Below are 15,835 nucleotides of genomic sequence, written 5' to 3' on the forward strand. Positions count from 1 at the left end.
TCATCTCGCTTTCAGGCAGGAATGCGATACATGCCGGCGGCAAGGAAGCGCGGCGCCGAAGCCACTTTCGATATCTCCGCCGACCTGACCGAACTCGGCCAGACCGGCACGACCGTCGTCTGCGCCGGGGTTAAGTCGATCCTCGATATTGCGAAGACGCTGGAATATCTGGAAACTCAGCGCGTGCCGGTGATCGCCTATGGGAGCGATGATTTTCCGGCTTTCTACACCCGCTCCAGCGGGCTCAAGGCCGATCATCGCCTCGACACGCCCGACGAGATCGCGCGAGCCATGCTGCTGCATGACGAGATGGAATCCGGCACCGGCATTCTCGTCGCCAACCCTATCCCCGAAGCGGACGCGCTCGATCCTGCGTTCATCGACGGCACGATCGCAGCGGCCGTGGCTGAGGCCGAGAAGCGCGGCATCGGGCGCAAGGAACTAACGCCGTTTCTGCTCGCCCGCATCAATGAGCTTTCGCAAGGCCGCAGCCTGAAGGCCAACATCGCGCTGGTCCGCAACAACGCCGCGCTCGCCGCCCGCATTGCGGTGGCGCATGCTGAATTGAAGAGCGCGACCAGATAGAGGCAGCACCCCGCCAGCGCTACCGGCCTTCGATTTCAGCCCGGCGCGAGGTCGAAGATGCGCCCGGCATTGAGGATGTTGTTCGGGTCGAAAGCTGCTTTCAAGCGGCGCATAGCCGCGATCTCTGCATCGCTGCGCACCAGATGCAGCCATTCCTTCTTGTCGAGGCCGATGCCATGTTCGGCCGAAACGCCACCGCCAGCGCCGGCGACACCGCGGTAGACGCCGCTGTATGCGGCCGCCGGATCCACGGTGCGGACCTGATAATGCAGATTGCCGTCGCCGAGATGGCCGAAGACGTAGATGTCTGCGCCCCAGTCGATGGCCTTGATGGCGGCTTCTGTTTCGCGCAGGAAAGTCGCCATTTTCGCCAGCGGGATGCTGACATCGACGCCAATCAGGCCTGCCGTCGAAAACAGGAAACGGTTGGCCTCTTCTCGCACCGCCCAGAGCGCCCGGAATTCGCGCGGCGATTGCGAGACGACCACATCGTCGATCACGCCATCTTCAACCGCCTGCATCAGCACCGCGGCAAAACGTTCGCCGTCGCGGTCGGGCTCGCTGCCCTGTATCTCGGCAAGCACATAGACGGGCGAGCCGGCGGGCAGCGGCGCCGGCGCCTCCATTCCGGCGATCATGGCGTCATAGAGCGGTGCGAAATTCACCTCATAGGCCGACAGCAAGGGCCCGAGCTTCCGCCTGAGCAGCGCAAGCAACGTGATCGCTGCGTCCAGCGAAGCAAGCGCGCAGAAGGCATTGATCTCGGTGGCTGGCTTCGGATGCAGCCGCAGGCATGCGCGCGTGACCACGCCGAGCGTGCCCTCGCTGCCGATGAACAATTGGCTGAGGTCGTAGCCGGAGTTGTCCTTCGCCAAACCCTTGAGCGAGGTCAGGATACTGCCGTCGGCAAGCACCGCTTCCAGGCCAAGCACCTGCGCGCGGTACATGCCGTAGCGCAGCACGCGCATGCCGCCGGCATTGGTGGCGACATTGCCGCCGACCGTGGCCGTGCCGCGCGCTCCGATGTCGACGCCGAACAGCAAGCCGGCCTCATCGGCGGCGTCCTGCACCGTTTGCAGCGGCGCGCCGGCCTCGGCGATGATGGTCGCCGCCTCGCGGTCGGGAGCCTCGATCGCCGTCATGCGCTCCAGCGACAGCACCGCTTCGCCGGCCTGAATGCGCGCAGCACCCGCGAGTCCGGTCCGGCCGCCTTGGATGACAAGCCTTTGCCCCACCTCGTTGCACAGGCGCAATATGTCCGACACCTCGCCGGCAGTGCGCGGTCGCAGCACGACCTCTGGCCGCGCACCGGTCTTGCCGTCGGGGTCTTCCCTGTAACGCGGCCCGGCCTCATCGGCCGAGACGATCGCCGACCGATCCAGCCGACCCTCAAGTCGCGACAGAAGCTCGGCGGTCAGCGGGGACAGAGCGCTCACGGATGCGATTGGCGCGCATACAGTGATGCGACGCGAGCGGTGATAGGTGAGGATTGTGAGCGCGTCCGGAGATGATTTTCGCTGCAAATAAAGCATGCGGAAAACCCGCCAAAACCGCAGCCGGTTGCTATTGTCATGCGCCGCTCCTGTAATACGCCGACGATAGGCACGGGCTGCTGTTTGTCAAACCTATATGGCAGTTGGTGACGGGCTCAACGCCTGCGTTTCGGCGCGGACCACCTTGATGTCGGCGCCTGCCGCCCATGCTCCGATATCGTCGCGGCGTAAGGCCGCAGCCATCATGTCCGGAAACAGATCCGGCGTGCAGGCGAAGACGGGAATACCAAGGGCTGCTACCGAGCCTGCCATTGTGGGATCGTAGCCGGGCCGGCCCTGATCGGTCAGCGCCAGAAGCACGACAACATTTACGCCGGATCGAACCAGCGCTGCCAGTCGCCGCAGCAGGTCCTGGCCATTGCCGCCTTCATAGAGATCGGTGATCAGCACCAGATGCGACTTGGTGGGCCGTTCGATACGGTCGGCGCAATAGGCGACCGCCTGATTGATGTCCGTGCCGCCGCCAAGCTGCACGCCGAACAGCACCTCGACCGGATCGCTGAGCTCTTCGGTCAGGTCGACAACCGCCGTATCGAAGCAGACAAGCTTGGTGCGCACAACCGGCAGCGAGGCCATCACCGCCGCGAAAATCGAGGCGTAGACAACCGAGCTTGCCATCGAGCCGGACTGGTCGACACAGAGAACGACTTCATCCAGATCGACAAGCCGGCGCTGCTTGCGCATGAAGCCGACCAGTTTCTCCGGCACGATGGTCTTATGCTCGGGTTGATAGTGGCGAAGGTTCGCCGAAATAGTGCGCTGCCAGTCGATATCGCGTGCACGCGGGCGGTTGGTTCGTCTCGATCGATCGAGCGCGCCGCGTATCGCCTCGGCGGTCTTCTGCTCCAGCTTCTGCATCAGCTTGCCGACGATATCGGCAATGATCGTCCGGGCAATGTCCTTGGTCTTGGCCGGCATGACCGAGCGCAGCGAAATCAGGTCGGCGACGAGATTGACGTCCGCCTCGATCGCCTTGAGGAATTCCGGTTCCATCAGCATCTGCTTCAGGTCCAGCCGTTCGAAGGCGTCCTTCTGGACGATCTGGACGACCTGCGCCGGAAAGAAGGAGCGGATGTCGCCCATCCATTGCGCGACGCGCGGCGCCGACCGGCCAAGGCCGCCGCGCCGCTTGCGCGGGTCGGCAGAAGCGGCGCTAACGCCGTCGCCGTAGAGAGCGTCGAGTGCCGCCGAAAGCCGTTTGTCGTCGCTGGAAAGTGCCCCAGACGTTTCGTCATCGGCGCCGATCGCCAGTCGCCAGCGGCGCTCCCTTCCGCCATCGGCAGTGAGCGGGCCGGGTTCGTTCATTTCGGCCTCGTCATCCATTGCCGGTTTCTCCGTTGAGCAATGATCCAAGCAGCCCCAGGTGCCGGCGCCATGCCTCGCCGCCATCCGGCGTCGGCGTCAGGCCAGCCGGCAAGCGCGCGGCGCGGCCGAGGACCGCTTCGATCAGCCGGCGGCGTTCCATGCTGTCCAGATTGGAAAAGACGCGGCGCAGCAACGGCAGGTGCGCGATGAAAGCATCTTCGTCCAGGGATCTGAGCCACCCATCGACCGCACCGCGCAGACCCTCGTCATAAATCAGCCGTTGACCGGCTGTGCTGAAGAAGCCTTCGAAGAACCCGGCCGCTTCAGTGACAGGCGTCCCCGGTGACAGGCGTCGCCCGAGCAGCCCGGCAGCGGCTTCGGCGGACAGGCGACCGGCTTCATACAGCAGGTGTGCGGCGCACCCGGCCAGCAGCGCCGTCGACCGTGACGCCTCCAGCACGGCCGCCAGCCCGTTGCGCCACCCATCCAGCACGTCTTGGCCGGGTTCGACCAGCCTGATCGCCTCATTGGCCTTGCGCATCGCACCAACCAGTGTCGCGGCGGCCTGCTCGTCCAGATCGCGCGCAGCATAGGGAAGCGCGATCGCACCTTCGACGATCAGCCGCTCCATGAGGCCGGACAGCCGGTCCGTCTGCGTCTTGCGGGCCTCGCCGTAGCGGATGATTTCGGCGAGCGGCGGCACCGACGCCAGGATCTCCAGGCATTCACTGTTGCGCGCCGCGCGAGCCTCCAACGCCGTGAGGCCGGCAGTAGATGCTTCCGACAAGTTTGCCGTGATGGCGCTCTGGACCAGTCCCGCAAGCGTATCGAGCGTCGCCGCAGCATTGATCATCTGGATCAGGCGACCGTTGGCAGCCTTTTCGATGGTCGGACCGTAAATCAGGTTCTCGACCAGACGAACGGCATATTCCGCTTCCCACGCCAGGGTCCACCGCTCGCGGAAGGTGCCACGGCTGCGACCGGCATCGGTCAGTCTGCCCCAATGCACACCGAGCACGTTCAGCCGATGCAGCAATGTCGAGCGGAACAGCCCGCTTTCGCTTCGCAGGTCGACCGACAGTTCCCGTTCCAGCGCCTCAGGCTTCAGGCGCGCCGCCCTCTGGTTACGCTGGAGATCCTCGATCAGCGGCGCCAGCGGTGTGTCGGGCGGAATTTCCCCGACGTCCGAACCCAGAAGCAGCTCGGCCTCGACCAGCCCCCACAGCAACGCTTCGCCATTGAAGAGGGCGGCGATCGCGGCGTCGCGCAATTCCTCAAATCCGGGTTTCGGTCGTTCGCGAATCGCGGCAAGCGTCCGGGCGAGCCGCTCCGCTTCGATCAGCGAGGCGGTCGAGATCAGGTGACCTTCCGCCCGCAGCACGGCGGCGATCGTCGCAAGCCACAGGGTCGCCGCATCGCGCCGGCCGCGCGTGCGCCAGAGATGCTTGCACCAGCCCGGTGCGACGACGCCCGCGCCATAGCCGTATTCCAGCGCCAGACGCGGTCCCGTCCATGGCGCCCATGTCATTGTGGTCTTGCGCCGCGCAATTCCCTTGATCAGGACCTGATCGTTTTTTTGAGTGTGGGTGGTCTGCAGCGCCGGCACATGCCATGCCCCGCAGACGACGGCGATCGGCCCGTCGAACTCCTTGCGCGCCGCGGCGATTTCGAGCCGCATATGCGCTTCGCGTTTTGCTTCGAGCTGCGCGATCGGACCCTCGCCATCCCGCAGTGTCGTCATCGCATCGGCGATGGCGGCAAATATGGGGCCGGGTTCCGGGTTCTGTTCAATGATGTCCGACCACCAGCTTTCGCCGTCCTCATAACCGGCGGCGTGCGCCAGCATGGCTATCGGATCACGCGGTAGCGGAGCCGCGTCACCATTCTCGGGGGCTTGGATAGCTTCGGTCGCATCGGCGTCCTCCGCGCCACCGATCGCAGCAGTGGTGAATCGTGCCGATGACGGCAGGTCGATAAACTGCAACGTCGCCTTATTGCCCACAGCCCACAGCACCGCCTGGTATTCGGGCGAGAACTCGGCGAAAGGCCAGAAGCTTGTCGAAGCCGGATCCTCTTCCGGATAGCAAAGGAGCGCCACCGGCGGCTGCATTTCGGGGCGGGCCAGCATGGGCAGAAGCTCAGAGGCGTCGATCGGCCCCTCGATCAGCACGGCGACCGGGTTCAAATCCTGCAGTGCCTGCACCAGGCTGTCGGCGGAACCCGGCCCGTGATGGCGTATCCCGAAATAGGCAATGTCGCCGTGGCCCATGGCGTCAGATCGCTGCGTTCAGCGCCGCGTAATAGCCGGCATAGTCGGGCCGCTTCTTGAGCACCGTTTCCAGATATTCCTCCAGCACCACCTTGTCCTGCACCGGATCCTTCACGATCGCGCCGACAAGGCTGGCGGCGAGACCTTCGGCGCCGAGCTTGCCACTGTCGAACCACGCCGCCTGGCTGAGCCCGCCAACCATCGTGGCGATCGCTTCTGCAGTCGACAGCGAGCCGGAAGGCGTCTTCAGCGTCACCTTGGCGTCGGCAGTCGCGCCGGAGCGCAATTCGCGGAAGATGGTCAGCACACGGGCGATCTCCTCGCCGACGTTTTTCGGCACCGGCAGGTCGAGTCCGCCAGCCATCTCGTCGACCCGTTTGGAGACGATCGCCACCTCTTCGGCCATGTCTTCCGGCAATGGCAACACCACGACATTGAAGCGACGCTTGAGCGCCGAGGAGAGCTCGTTGACACCTTTGTCGCGGTTGTTTGCCGTGGCGATAATGTTGAAGCCGCGCTGGGCGTAGATCGAGGTGTTCAATTCCGGGATCGGCATCATCTTTTCGGAAAGCACGGTGATCAGCGTGTCCTGCACGTCCGAGCCCATGCGGGTCAGTTCCTCCAGCCGGCAGAGCTTGCCGTTCTGCATGGCTCGGTAGAGCGGCGTCGGCACCAACGCTTCCTGGCTCGGGCCCTTTGCCAGTAGCTGCGCATAGTTCCAGCCATAGCGGATCTGGTTCTCGTCGGTGCCGGCCGTGCACTGCACGATCAGCGTCGAGTCGCCCATGATGGCGGCGGCAAGATGTTCCGACACCCAGGACTTGGCGGTTCCGGGAACGCCGAGCAGCAAGAGTGCTCGGTCGGTGGCGAGCGTCGCTACCGCGGTTTCCATCAACCGGCGGCGACCGACATATTTTGGCGTTACCAAGGTGCCGTCACCGGCCTTCCCGCCTAGCAGATAGGTCAGCACAGCCTGTGGCGAGAGGCTCCAGCCGGCAGGCCTCTGCCGGTCGTCATCGCGCGCCAGCGCCTGCAATTCAGAAGCGTAGGCCTGCTCGACCGGGAGGCGGATGGCTGCGTTCATTTTGCTGTTCTCCGGATTGGTCATGTGTTGGTTCCAGGCCCCGCCAGTGATGCGTTGAGACGTAGAAGCCCGAGTGAAGGAGCCGCGGGCGGCACGCCCGCCTCGACCATGTCGTCGATCAATTTCGCTGCCGTGGTCGCGGTGGCAAGGAAGCCGATCGTCTCCAGTACATCGTCGAGACCCCGCCGCGCGGCGTCGTCTTTTCCGCCGGCGGCGGAACGCAGTGCGGCGAGCGCCTGTCCATTCGTCAGGTCGTCCCATTCCAGCCAGTCGGCATCAATGCCTTCCGCCAGGTTGATCATGCCAAGATAAGTCGTCTCCTTGAGGATCAGCCTGATGAGGACACGCTTTCTGCGGCTGTCCAGGCGCGGCATGAGGTGAAGCACGAACAGCGCCGGTTTGCCGCCTTCGGCGACAAGCGTATCCGCCATCTGCGCAAGGGCGGCTTCGCTCCCTGAGGCGGCGACCATTCGTGCGATCAGGATGTCGGCTTTATTGTCGGCGCCGAATTGCCAGCCTGCTATGAATTCGGCTTCCGTAGTGTTGAACCGTTCGATAAGGTCGACGAGGTTGCATATCTCGAACAGTTCGGCGCGGCGCTGCTCCTGCGCTTGGGATTTTAGTTTTGCCGGAGTGTAGATCGTCCGGCGGCGGATGAAGCCCGATCTGCCTTCAGTGATAAAGGCGGCGAGCTCGGCTACGGGATCGTCCGGTCCACCGTCGCTCGGGCGAACGTGCTCTCCTAATCTTGCCAGCAGCCGGCCAGCTAGTTCGCGCACCTTGCCGGACCTGTCGGCGGAAAGGCTTTTCAGGAAAGGCGCGTCCTCGGCACTCAGGCCGAAGCGCATAAGCTCGACCAGCGCAAGCCTGACTTCCGCCGGTTCGCCCGACGCCTTGGCTTCGATCAACATTCGAGCCGATGTCGGGTCGGTACGGCGCATATCGGCAAGGGCCAAGCGTCGCGCGGCGGGATAGAACTCATCCCAGTTTTCCGCCGTCAGTTTCTCTCGTGGGGCATGTCTTTCCCCGTCCACGCTTGCTTGCCAGTCTACCCATGGCGCGTAGACGTCAGGACAGGTCTGATCCGAGGGCATCCAGTCCATGGGATGGAGCACAAAGCCGCGGCTGGCGACGAGCGCCGCCACGCGTGTCTTTCGCCTCGCGTCGGCGACGTGCTTCAGAGCGGCTCTCAACAACGGGCGAAATCGTGCCGGCAGAATGGGCAGGACAAGTCTGGGCAGCGGCGGACGACGCTTGAGTGTCGTCGGCGCGGCCGGCCGCAGCGCGACGTCGAGCGCTTGTGCTGCGATTGCCAGGAGCCGGCGCTCCTGTTCGTCGGGACTTGCACCGCCGGCGATTGCCTTCCATCCGGCCGGAGCCAGATCGAACGTAGCACCGCCGGTGATCCAGCAATCGCGCATTGCCGCCAGGCCTGTTTGCTCGCTTTCGTTCACGCCAGATCAAGCCTCCCAAACTCGCTTTGCGCCGCCAGAAGCTCAAGCCGGGCGCCGTTCCAGAGCGCTGCCGTGGCCGCAAGGTCGAGGCCGAGCAAGGTTTGATCTACCGCGCCGGCGATCGGCAAGGCGATCCCCTGCGGTTCATCCTCCGCCTGCCACCATGCCGTGCCCCGATCGTCGAGCAGGATAGCGCCGGGCGGCAGCATGAGGGGACAATCGGCGATCCAGGGCGCGGCGTCCTGATGGGAAGCATGCGTGGCGAGCGGATCCTTCGCGGTGCCAAAAGCAAAATCGGGCCACGCGCCGGGCGCAACTTCCCCAGTGCGCTCCGCCACCAGGGCGCGGAGCGGCATGCGTGATGGATAAAACACCAGTCGGGCATTGAAACGGTCGCCTGGTGCAAAAGCGTTGGACCGGCGCCCGGCCGAAGCCGGGAAAAAGTCGAGCAGCAAGGCAAATTGCGGGGTGGCGCTCTTCAAATCGAGCAGCCAGGTCGAATGGCTGACCAGACCATCGCGGCGGCTCTCGATCTTCTCGCCGAGAACTTCCCACAGGCTTTCAACCTGTCTTGCATCCGGACTGCTGAGAACCTGTTCGCGGGGTTCAGACGTTGAAACGAGGCGCTTCAGCTCGGGGTCGTCGGGCGCCGCCCGCCACGCCTTGGCCAGCAGCACGAGCTTGCCGAGCTCGCGGATTGCCGCATCAGACCGTTCCTCGCTGCGCAGCCCCATCAGCCGCGACGGAATCTCGTCGATACGGCCGGCGAGCGCGGCTGCCTTCATATCGACCAGCCGCGCAGCAATCCGCCGGCAACGGTCGCTGCTGGCGTCGACAAACCCGGACAGACCGAGCCGTAACTGGTCGGCAATCCACTGGTCAAGCTCATCGAGCCCAGCCGACACTGCTTCTCGTGTGCTTTCCGCCCGCTTGCGCTGCGCCGCCTCGCGACGCTCCTCCGCCGCGATGTCTTCAACGGCGGTGCTCTCGTCGGCTTGTGCGGCTTCGCCAATGCGCTTGGCTTCCGCGCCGGGTACCGGTTGCGCCGGCTGAGGCGTTGTCTTCCTGCGTCGGCCAAGCCAGTCATTCACCCATTCCGGCGTGGTATTGGCAGCGGCAAAACTGGCTGGCGCGGTGGCAGCAATCCACATCAGGGCCAGCGTGTGCTTGCATGGGAATTTGCGCGAGGGACAGGTGCATTTGTAGCCGTGATCGCCCGTGTCGACCACCACTCGATAAGGATTGGAGCCGGAGCCCTGGCATTCGCCCCAGATGAGCGCCTGCTGCTCATGCTTTTCGAGCCGCGGCCAGTTCGTTCGTTTGGTGAGCTTGGAGGCGGCGCTCAGCGACGCCTGATCGGGAGCAAGCGCCTCAATGGTTTTCAGATCGAATTCCAAGCCGCGTTTCTCCCCGCCCCGACGCAGTATAGATAGCGGTTTGTGAAGAATTATTATAGCTCTGGCATGGTGAAGATCGGCATGCCTTCGCCCTGTTTTGACGGGCCAGGACATGCCTCAGACGCAAATGGTGTCGACTGTTATTCGGCAGACAGAACGGGCTTTGATAGCCGGCGGCCTAGGCGGAAGCGTTCAGGCTCTGCCCTTCAGGAACTCGATCACCATCGCCGCGGTCCAGGTGAAGCGGCTGCCGCCGAGCGGTTCGCCGGTGAGCGGGTCGTAATATTCGGCGAAGCCGCTCTCGGCGATCAGCTCGAGACTGGATTGCGTGATCCGTTGTGCGATTTGGCTGTGGCCGGCAGCGGCTAGGCCGTCGGCGATCAGGTAATTGACCACCAGCCAGACCGGGCCGCGCCAATAGCGCTTGGCATCGAAGCGGGGATCATCGAGCTCATGCGAGGGGACGATGTAACGCGCTTTGCCAGCGATGCGCTCGATCGTTGCAGCGATCGCCGCTGCCCGGTTTTCCGGAATGGCCGAAAACACCGGCAGAATGCCGCCGACCGATGCGCTGTCAACGTGCTTTCCGGCCACTCGGTCGAAACAAATGTACTGGCCATGTGTGTCGCTCCACAGCCGTTCCATCGTCGAAAGCCCCTTTTCGGCACGGGCGCGGTTGGCTTCTGCGATTTCGGTTTCGCCAAGTGCCTCGGCGAGATCGGCAAGATCGGCGGCGGAACGGATCAGGATGGAGTTGAAGCCGGGATCGACGACCTGGAATGGCGAGGCGTCGTGCAGCTGGGCGTTGTCCCAGCCAAGCCCGCGGAAATGCTGCAGCAGCCAGATATAGCGGTCATACTGTGCCTCGGTTGGACGATGCGCCGGATCAGCGTGCTGGATGTCGCGGCGGGTGTAGGGCTCGACGCCTTCGGTCGGCACGCGCTCGAACGCCTCGTCCCAGTCGATCGAGTTGTCGCGGCCGGACTCCCATGGGTGGATTATGGCGACCAGCCCTTCGCCGTTCGGGTCGCGATTTTCGTAGAACCAGCGGTGCCAGGTATCGATTTTTGGCAAGAGCGCGCGGGCGCGCGCGGCCGCCAGTTTCTTGTCCTTGGCCCGGTCGAACAGACGGCGCACGGCAAAGCCGGCGACCGCCGGCTGGGTGATGCCGGAGGTGGCAGTCGGGCGGTTGGTTCGCCAGACCTCCGGCCCGGGGAAATAGCTGTCGTTCCAGACATGGAAGACGATGTGCGGCACCATGCCGTCTGGCCACTGGTGGGCGAACAGCGTGTCGATCTCGGTCCAGGCCCGAGCCTCATCGTAGTGGGCAAGACCGAGCGCGGTCAGGCAGGAATCCCAGTTCCACTGGAACGGGTAGAGGCCCTTGGTCGGTATGGTGTAGGTGCCTTGGTCGTTTTCCCTGAGTACCTCTACGGCGCGGGCGATGGTTTCGTCGACAGCAAGAGATATCATCGGGGCGTTCGTACTTTCAGGATCGAAGGGGGATCAAAGGGCGTTGGTGGTTTCGGGATCGAACCAGCGGATGCGGTCGGGTTTGGGCAAGAGCCGCAGGTGATCGCCGACAGCGACCGTGACATTCGATTCAAGGATGGCCCGGAACAGGCCGCCCTCGACATCGCAGGTGACCAGCGTGTGCGGTCCGAGCGGCTCGACAACGCGCACGGTGGCGTGCAGCCCCTCGGTGCCGGCGTCGACATCCTCGGGGCGAATGGCGAATTCTATCGTCTGCTTGTCCGATTTGGGGCCGGGCAGCGTCAGCCCGGCGACGGTCCAGCTACCGTCTGCCGCCTTCGCGGCCGGGATGAAATTCATCGGCGGGTTGCCGATGAACGAGCCGACGAAGCGTGCGGCCGGATTGCGATAGACCTCTACCGGCGAGGCGGCCTGGACGATATGGCCCTGATGCATGACGGCGATGCGGTCGGCGAGGCTCATCGCCTCGACCTGATCGTGAGTGACATAGATGGTGGTGGTCTTGGACGCGGCGAGCACGCCCTTGAGCTCGGCGCGCATTTCGAGCCGCAGCAGCGCATCGAGGTTCGACAGCGGCTCGTCCATCAGGATCACGTCCGGCTCCATCGCAAGTGCCCGAGCGACTGCCACGCGCTGGCGCTGGCCGCCGGAAAGCTGGCCCGAATAGCGCTTCAAAAGCTGCTCGATGTGCATGAGCTCCGCGGTGCGGTTGACGCGCCCCTCGACCTCCTGCTGCGGCAGCTTCTTCATGCGCAGGCCGAAGGCGATGTTCTCGAACACGGTCAGGTGCGGAAACACGGCGTAATTCTGGAACACCATGGCGATACCGCGTTCGCGCGGCGGCAGATGGTCGACGCGACGGCCGCCGATCCAGACCTCGCCCTGGCTTGGCGTTTCCAGCCCGGCGACGATCCTCAGCAGCGTCGTCTTGCCGCAACCCGAGGCGCCAAGCAGCACCATGAATTCCTGGTCGGCGATGGTCAGGTCGATCGAATGCAGTGCGGTGAAGCTGCCGAAGCGCTTTGCCACCTGTTTGATGGCGATCTCAGCCATCGGCGTTCTCTTTTGTGCGCGTCATCGGTTGGCGATCCCCCACATGGCGAACAGATATTTGCGAACGGCGAAGATGAAGATCAGCGCCGGGATGACCAGTGCCGCGCCACCGGCGAATTTGAGGTAGAGCGGCGATTCGCCGAGGCTCTGCAGCAGGAAGGCGGTCAGCGTCCGGTTCTCGATGGTGAGCACGGCGGCGGCAAACACCTCGTTCCAGGAGATGGTGAAGGCAAATACCGCCGATGCCGCGATACCCGGCAGCGCCAGCGGTAGAATGATTTTTCGGAATGCCTGCAATCTCGTGCAGCCGAGCGTCCAGGCCGCTTCCTCCAGCTCGACGGGAATTCCGGAGAAGAGCGAGAAGGTGATCAGCACCGCAAACGGCAACGCCAGTGTGGTGTGGACCAGCGCCAGCCCGATCGCGGTGTCGTCGAGGCCGGTGCGGATGAACATCACCGCCAGCGGCAGTGCCAGCAGCGGCAGCGGGAAGGCGCGGGTCATCAGCACGAGGAAACGGAACGTTTCCTTGCCCGGGAATTCGAAGCGCGACAGCGCGTAGCCCGCGGGTGCGCCGAAGCCGATCGAGAGGAGCATCGTCAATGTGGCGACGAGGACGGAGTTCCACAGCGCCCTGGCGACGCCGGCGAAATTGATGAAGAAAGAAAGGCTGCCGAAATCGAATGACGGGAAGAAGCGCTTGGGAAAGGCGGTCACCTCTTCCGGCGACGACAGCGCGTTGACGATCAACAGATAGATCGGCAGCAGCACCCAGACGCAAAGCAGGATCACGGTGGCGACCAGCAACCAGTTGCCGGCTTTGCGGGCCTCAGGCGCGGCGATCGACAGCTCCGCGACCGTGCTCATATCCGCGCCTCCTTCGGTACACGCAGCACCCGCAGGAAGAACAGCGTGAAGCCGATCGAGATGGCGAGGATGAACAGCGCCATGGCGGCGGCGACATTGCGGTCCTGCAGCGTGAACTGCCAATTGTAGGTCTCGCCCATCAGCACCGGCAGATTGGTTCCGCCGAGTGCTGCAACCACGGCAAAGACCTCAAAGGCAAGGATGACGCGCAGGATGATCGCCGTCTGCAGGCTTGGGCGCAGCAGAGGCAGCGTGATCTTGATGAAGCGCTTCCACGGGCTGGCGCCGAAGACCTCCGCCGCCTCGTAGTATTCCCGGGGAATGAGCCCCATGCCGGCGACCAGAATGACCATCATGATGGCGGTCGCACGCCAGATCTCGGCCAGCGCCACGGCAATGAAGATCGTCAGCTTGCTCTGGTAGCCGAGGAACATGACCGGCCTGTCGATGACGCCGAGATTGGAGAGCAAGGTGTTGAGGAAGCCGGACTGGTCGAAGATGGCGAGCCAGATCAGCCCGGCGGCGAGATCGGAGATGCCGAGCGGAATAGCAAAGATGTAAAGCGCGGCGCTGCGCCCGGTTTCAAGCCGCGACACCATCGTTGCCATCAGCAACGCCATGACCAGCTGGATGGGCACGACTACGGCGCTGAGAAGCAGCGTGTTGCGAACGGTGACCGGAAACTTCCAGCTGCCCGCCATGGTGCGGAAATTGTCGAGCGTAAAGCCGCCGTCGCGGGTGAACGCCTCGAAGGCGACCAGCGCGAACGGAAAGAGGAAAAAGACACAGAGGAACAGCGTCGCCGGCGTCAGCAGCAGATAGGGCAGGGCCTTGCCGTGCATGGAGCGCTCTCTATTCGAAGCTTCAAAAGGGGTGGGCGCCCGGCGCGCTGGAAATCCGGACGCCCGGGCAGGATTCTTAATCGACCGGGCAGGCGCCTTGCGAGGGTTTGTCGGGCGCCCAGCACGGCGCTTTCGCCTGGTCGGTGATCGCCTTCAGCGCCGTTGCTTGTTCGTCGAGCACGCCGTGCACATCCTCGCCGCCGAGCACGATGCGCTCGAAGCTGTCGGTGTAGATCTGATTGAACTTGCCGCCGAGGCCGCCAAGTCCCATTGGCAGCAGCGCCGGCAGCGCATCCGGGGCACCGGTCATGGTGGCGATCACCGGGCTGAAGGCCTTTACCGAGGCCGGCATGTCGTCGGGCAGCTTAACGTCGACGATGGGGAAGAAGTTTGTCGCCTTCAGCGTCGCGATCTGGGTTTCCGGTTTCAGCATATAGGCGACCAGCGCCTTGGCCTTGTCCATGTCAGGCGAGGTCTTCGGGATAGCGACACCGGCCACCACCGGCATGTAGCCGCGGCCTGCCGGTCCGGCCGGCGCCGGGAAGGCGACGAAGTCATCGGGTTTCTGGTTGAAGGCGTCGGCGAGGCGCGCCACGTGATCGAATGCCACCCAGACTTCGCCGGTTAGCAGCGGCTCCTGCATGAAGGCGTAGTTGGTCGAATTCGGGTTGGTGTATTGCCACAATTCCTTGAACTTGTTCCACGCCGTCTCGGCCTCGGCCGAGCGGAACTTCGTCACCATCGAGCCGGTATACGATGGAAGGAGAAAACCCTCGAAGAAACGGTGCTTCAGCCCTTTCGGGCCGGCCGGAAAACCGAATTTGGGCGAACCGGTCTTTTCAGCGATGTTTTTCGCCCACTCGATCAGTTGGTCATAATTGATGGTGTTGAGATCGGTCCCGGCCGGCAGATATTGCAGCGCCTGCTTGTTGGCCGCCATCAGAAAGTTGGCCTGCATCCATGGCAGGTACTTCTGCTCGCCGGTGCCGAGCATGCCGAGCTTCTTGTAGGTCTCGTTGACCTTGACGCCACCGAGATCGACGCCAGAGAGATCGACAAGGTTCGCGCCGACGGTGGAGAAGTCTCCGTGCAGGCCGCCGAGCACGCCTATGGTGCCGGAGCCGGCTTGCAGTTCGGCCTGAAGGCGGGTGAGCCAGGGCCCGTCCTCGGCGACCTGATAGTCGACCTGGCCGTCAAACCCCTTCAGCACCTCACCGCGCATTTTTTGCGTCTCTTCCACAGGTCGCGCCTGTGTCGACCAGAACAACACCTGCTGGGCTTGCGCTGCACCGGCAGCGAGCGACAGCACCAGCACGGCGCCTGCCAATCTCCTCAACGCATTCATCGTCGTGTTCCTCCCTGGTTGTGCGCCGCTAAGGCGTCAGTTCCGTCCTATGGGTGCCGGGCCATGGCTTGCCCGCGACACGAGTGTCGGCCGGACCAGTCGCGTCAGCGGCGCGTCCGGCCTGTTGCCGATGACAGTCAACAGCATTTCGCCGATCTCGCGCGCGCACTGGCGGATCGAAGCGTCGAAAGTGGTCAACCCCGGCGGTGCGTAGGCTGAGGCGGCGATGTTGTCGAAGCCGATCACCGAAAGGTCGCGAGGAATGGCAAGGCCGGCGCGGGCAGCCTCTTCCATCACCGTCAGCGCCAGCTCGTCGAACAGCGCGACAATGGCCGTCGGCCGCTCGGTGGCGTGCAGCAGCCGGTTGATTGCCTGGATGCGGGCACCGCGATCGAACCGCGGCGCCGTCGCCACATCGAGCCTGACCGACGGATCGCCTCGGCGGGCGATCGCGGCAGCGAGCCCATCCTGCCTGAGATGGCGAAACGTCATCGGCTCGGAAATCGTCACCAGGCCGAAATGGCGGTGTCCGAGATCGTAGAGCATGTCGAAGGCCTCGCCGAATGCGTGCGCGCCATCAGTATCGAGCC

General features: G+C 64.0%; 13 protein-coding genes. 1 reads left to right on the forward strand and 12 read right to left on the reverse strand.

What is annotated here, in order from left to right:
• Nucleotides 1-585: pseudouridine-5'-phosphate glycosidase (locus E5W70_RS02165; protein WP_292653819.1), on the forward strand; the 585-nt coding region annotated here is incomplete at its 5' end.
• 35 nt (nt 586-620) lie between these two features.
• Here the strand turns inward: E5W70_RS02165 and E5W70_RS02170 are convergent.
• The 12 genes from E5W70_RS02170 to E5W70_RS02225 form a co-directional block, all read right to left on the reverse strand.
• Nucleotides 621-2,012: an FAD-binding oxidoreductase gene (locus tag E5W70_RS02170; RefSeq protein ID WP_292653912.1), complete on the reverse strand. Its 1,392-nt coding sequence runs from the start codon at nt 2,010-2,012 to the stop codon at nt 621-623.
• Nucleotides 2,013-2,210: 198 nt separating this feature from the next.
• A complete protein-coding gene (locus tag E5W70_RS02175; RefSeq protein ID WP_292653820.1) occupies nt 2,211-3,461 on the reverse strand; it encodes a VWA domain-containing protein in 1,251 nt (416 codons plus the stop codon).
• Entirely contained in the window at nt 3,454-5,712 is a 2,259-nt protein-coding gene (locus E5W70_RS02180; protein ID WP_292653821.1) for a DUF5682 family protein, read from the reverse strand. The genes E5W70_RS02175 and E5W70_RS02180 overlap by 8 nt, the downstream gene beginning before the upstream one ends.
• A 4-nt stretch (nt 5,713-5,716) precedes the next feature.
• Nucleotides 5,717-6,796 carry an AAA family ATPase gene (locus E5W70_RS02185; RefSeq protein WP_292653822.1) on the reverse strand — a complete coding sequence of 360 codons (1,080 nt, stop codon included), beginning with the start codon at nt 6,794-6,796 and terminating at the stop codon, nt 5,717-5,719.
• A 20-nt stretch (nt 6,797-6,816) separates the two neighbouring features.
• A complete protein-coding gene (locus E5W70_RS02190) occupies nt 6,817-8,250 on the reverse strand; it encodes a DUF5691 domain-containing protein (RefSeq protein ID WP_292653823.1) in 1,434 nt (477 codons plus the stop codon).
• Nucleotides 8,247-9,647 carry an SWIM zinc finger family protein gene (locus E5W70_RS02195; RefSeq protein ID WP_292653824.1) on the reverse strand — a complete coding sequence of 467 codons (1,401 nt, stop codon included), beginning with the start codon at nt 9,645-9,647 and terminating at the stop codon, nt 8,247-8,249. Before E5W70_RS02195 ends, E5W70_RS02190 begins: the two co-directional genes overlap by 4 nt.
• 192 nt (nt 9,648-9,839) lie before the next feature.
• A complete protein-coding gene (locus E5W70_RS02200) occupies nt 9,840-11,120 on the reverse strand; it encodes a trehalase family glycosidase (RefSeq protein ID WP_292653825.1) in 1,281 nt (426 codons plus the stop codon).
• 33 nt (nt 11,121-11,153) lie between these two features.
• A complete protein-coding gene (locus E5W70_RS02205) occupies nt 11,154-12,194 on the reverse strand; it encodes an ABC transporter ATP-binding protein (RefSeq protein WP_292653826.1) in 1,041 nt (346 codons plus the stop codon).
• Between the two features lie 21 nt (nt 12,195-12,215).
• On the reverse strand, nt 12,216-13,058 hold the full coding sequence (locus E5W70_RS02210) for a carbohydrate ABC transporter permease (RefSeq protein WP_292653827.1): 843 nt from the start codon (nt 13,056-13,058) through the stop codon (nt 12,216-12,218).
• Nucleotides 13,055-13,900 (reverse strand): sugar ABC transporter permease, encoded by an 846-nt coding sequence (locus tag E5W70_RS02215; protein ID WP_292653828.1) that lies wholly within the window; start codon nt 13,898-13,900, stop codon nt 13,055-13,057. The genes E5W70_RS02210 and E5W70_RS02215 overlap by 4 nt, the downstream gene beginning before the upstream one ends.
• Before the next feature lie 76 nt (nt 13,901-13,976).
• Nucleotides 13,977-15,245, reverse strand: a complete 1,269-nt coding sequence (locus tag E5W70_RS02220; RefSeq protein ID WP_292653829.1) for an ABC transporter substrate-binding protein — start codon at nt 15,243-15,245, stop codon at nt 13,977-13,979.
• A gap of 36 nt (nt 15,246-15,281) precedes the next feature.
• Complete coding sequence (locus tag E5W70_RS02225; protein ID WP_366509649.1) at nt 15,282-15,791, reverse strand: substrate-binding domain-containing protein; 510 nt, start codon at nt 15,789-15,791, stop codon at nt 15,282-15,284.
• Between the last annotated feature and the right edge of the window lie 44 nt (nt 15,792-15,835).

This window comes from Mesorhizobium sp. (assembly GCF_005063415.1).
In the GTDB taxonomy this organism is placed as follows: Bacteria; Pseudomonadota; Alphaproteobacteria; order Rhizobiales; family Rhizobiaceae; genus Mesorhizobium.

Bases quoted from the DNA above. Each gene is read 5' to 3' on its own strand.
- E5W70_RS02215 (WP_292653828.1), bottom strand. From the start codon at position 13,900: ATGCACGGCAAGGCCCTGCCCTATCTGCTGCTGACGCCGGCGACGCTG.
- E5W70_RS02180 (WP_292653821.1), bottom strand. From the start codon at position 5,712: ATGGGCCACGGCGACATTGCCTATTTCGGGATACGCCATCACGGGCCG.
- E5W70_RS02200 (WP_292653825.1), bottom strand. From the start codon at position 11,120: ATGATATCTCTTGCTGTCGACGAAACCATCGCCCGCGCCGTAGAGGTA.
- E5W70_RS02225 (WP_366509649.1), bottom strand. From the start codon at position 15,791: ATGCTCTACGATCTCGGACACCGCCATTTCGGCCTGGTGACGATTTCC.
- E5W70_RS02175 (WP_292653820.1), bottom strand. From the start codon at position 3,461: ATGGATGACGAGGCCGAAATGAACGAACCCGGCCCGCTCACTGCCGAT.
- E5W70_RS02220 (WP_292653829.1), bottom strand. From the start codon at position 15,245: ATGAATGCGTTGAGGAGATTGGCAGGCGCCGTGCTGGTGCTGTCGCTC.
- E5W70_RS02205 (WP_292653826.1), bottom strand. From the start codon at position 12,194: ATGGCTGAGATCGCCATCAAACAGGTGGCAAAGCGCTTCGGCAGCTTC.
- E5W70_RS02185 (WP_292653822.1), bottom strand. From the start codon at position 6,796: ATGAACGCAGCCATCCGCCTCCCGGTCGAGCAGGCCTACGCTTCTGAA.
- E5W70_RS02210 (WP_292653827.1), bottom strand. From the start codon at position 13,058: ATGAGCACGGTCGCGGAGCTGTCGATCGCCGCGCCTGAGGCCCGCAAA.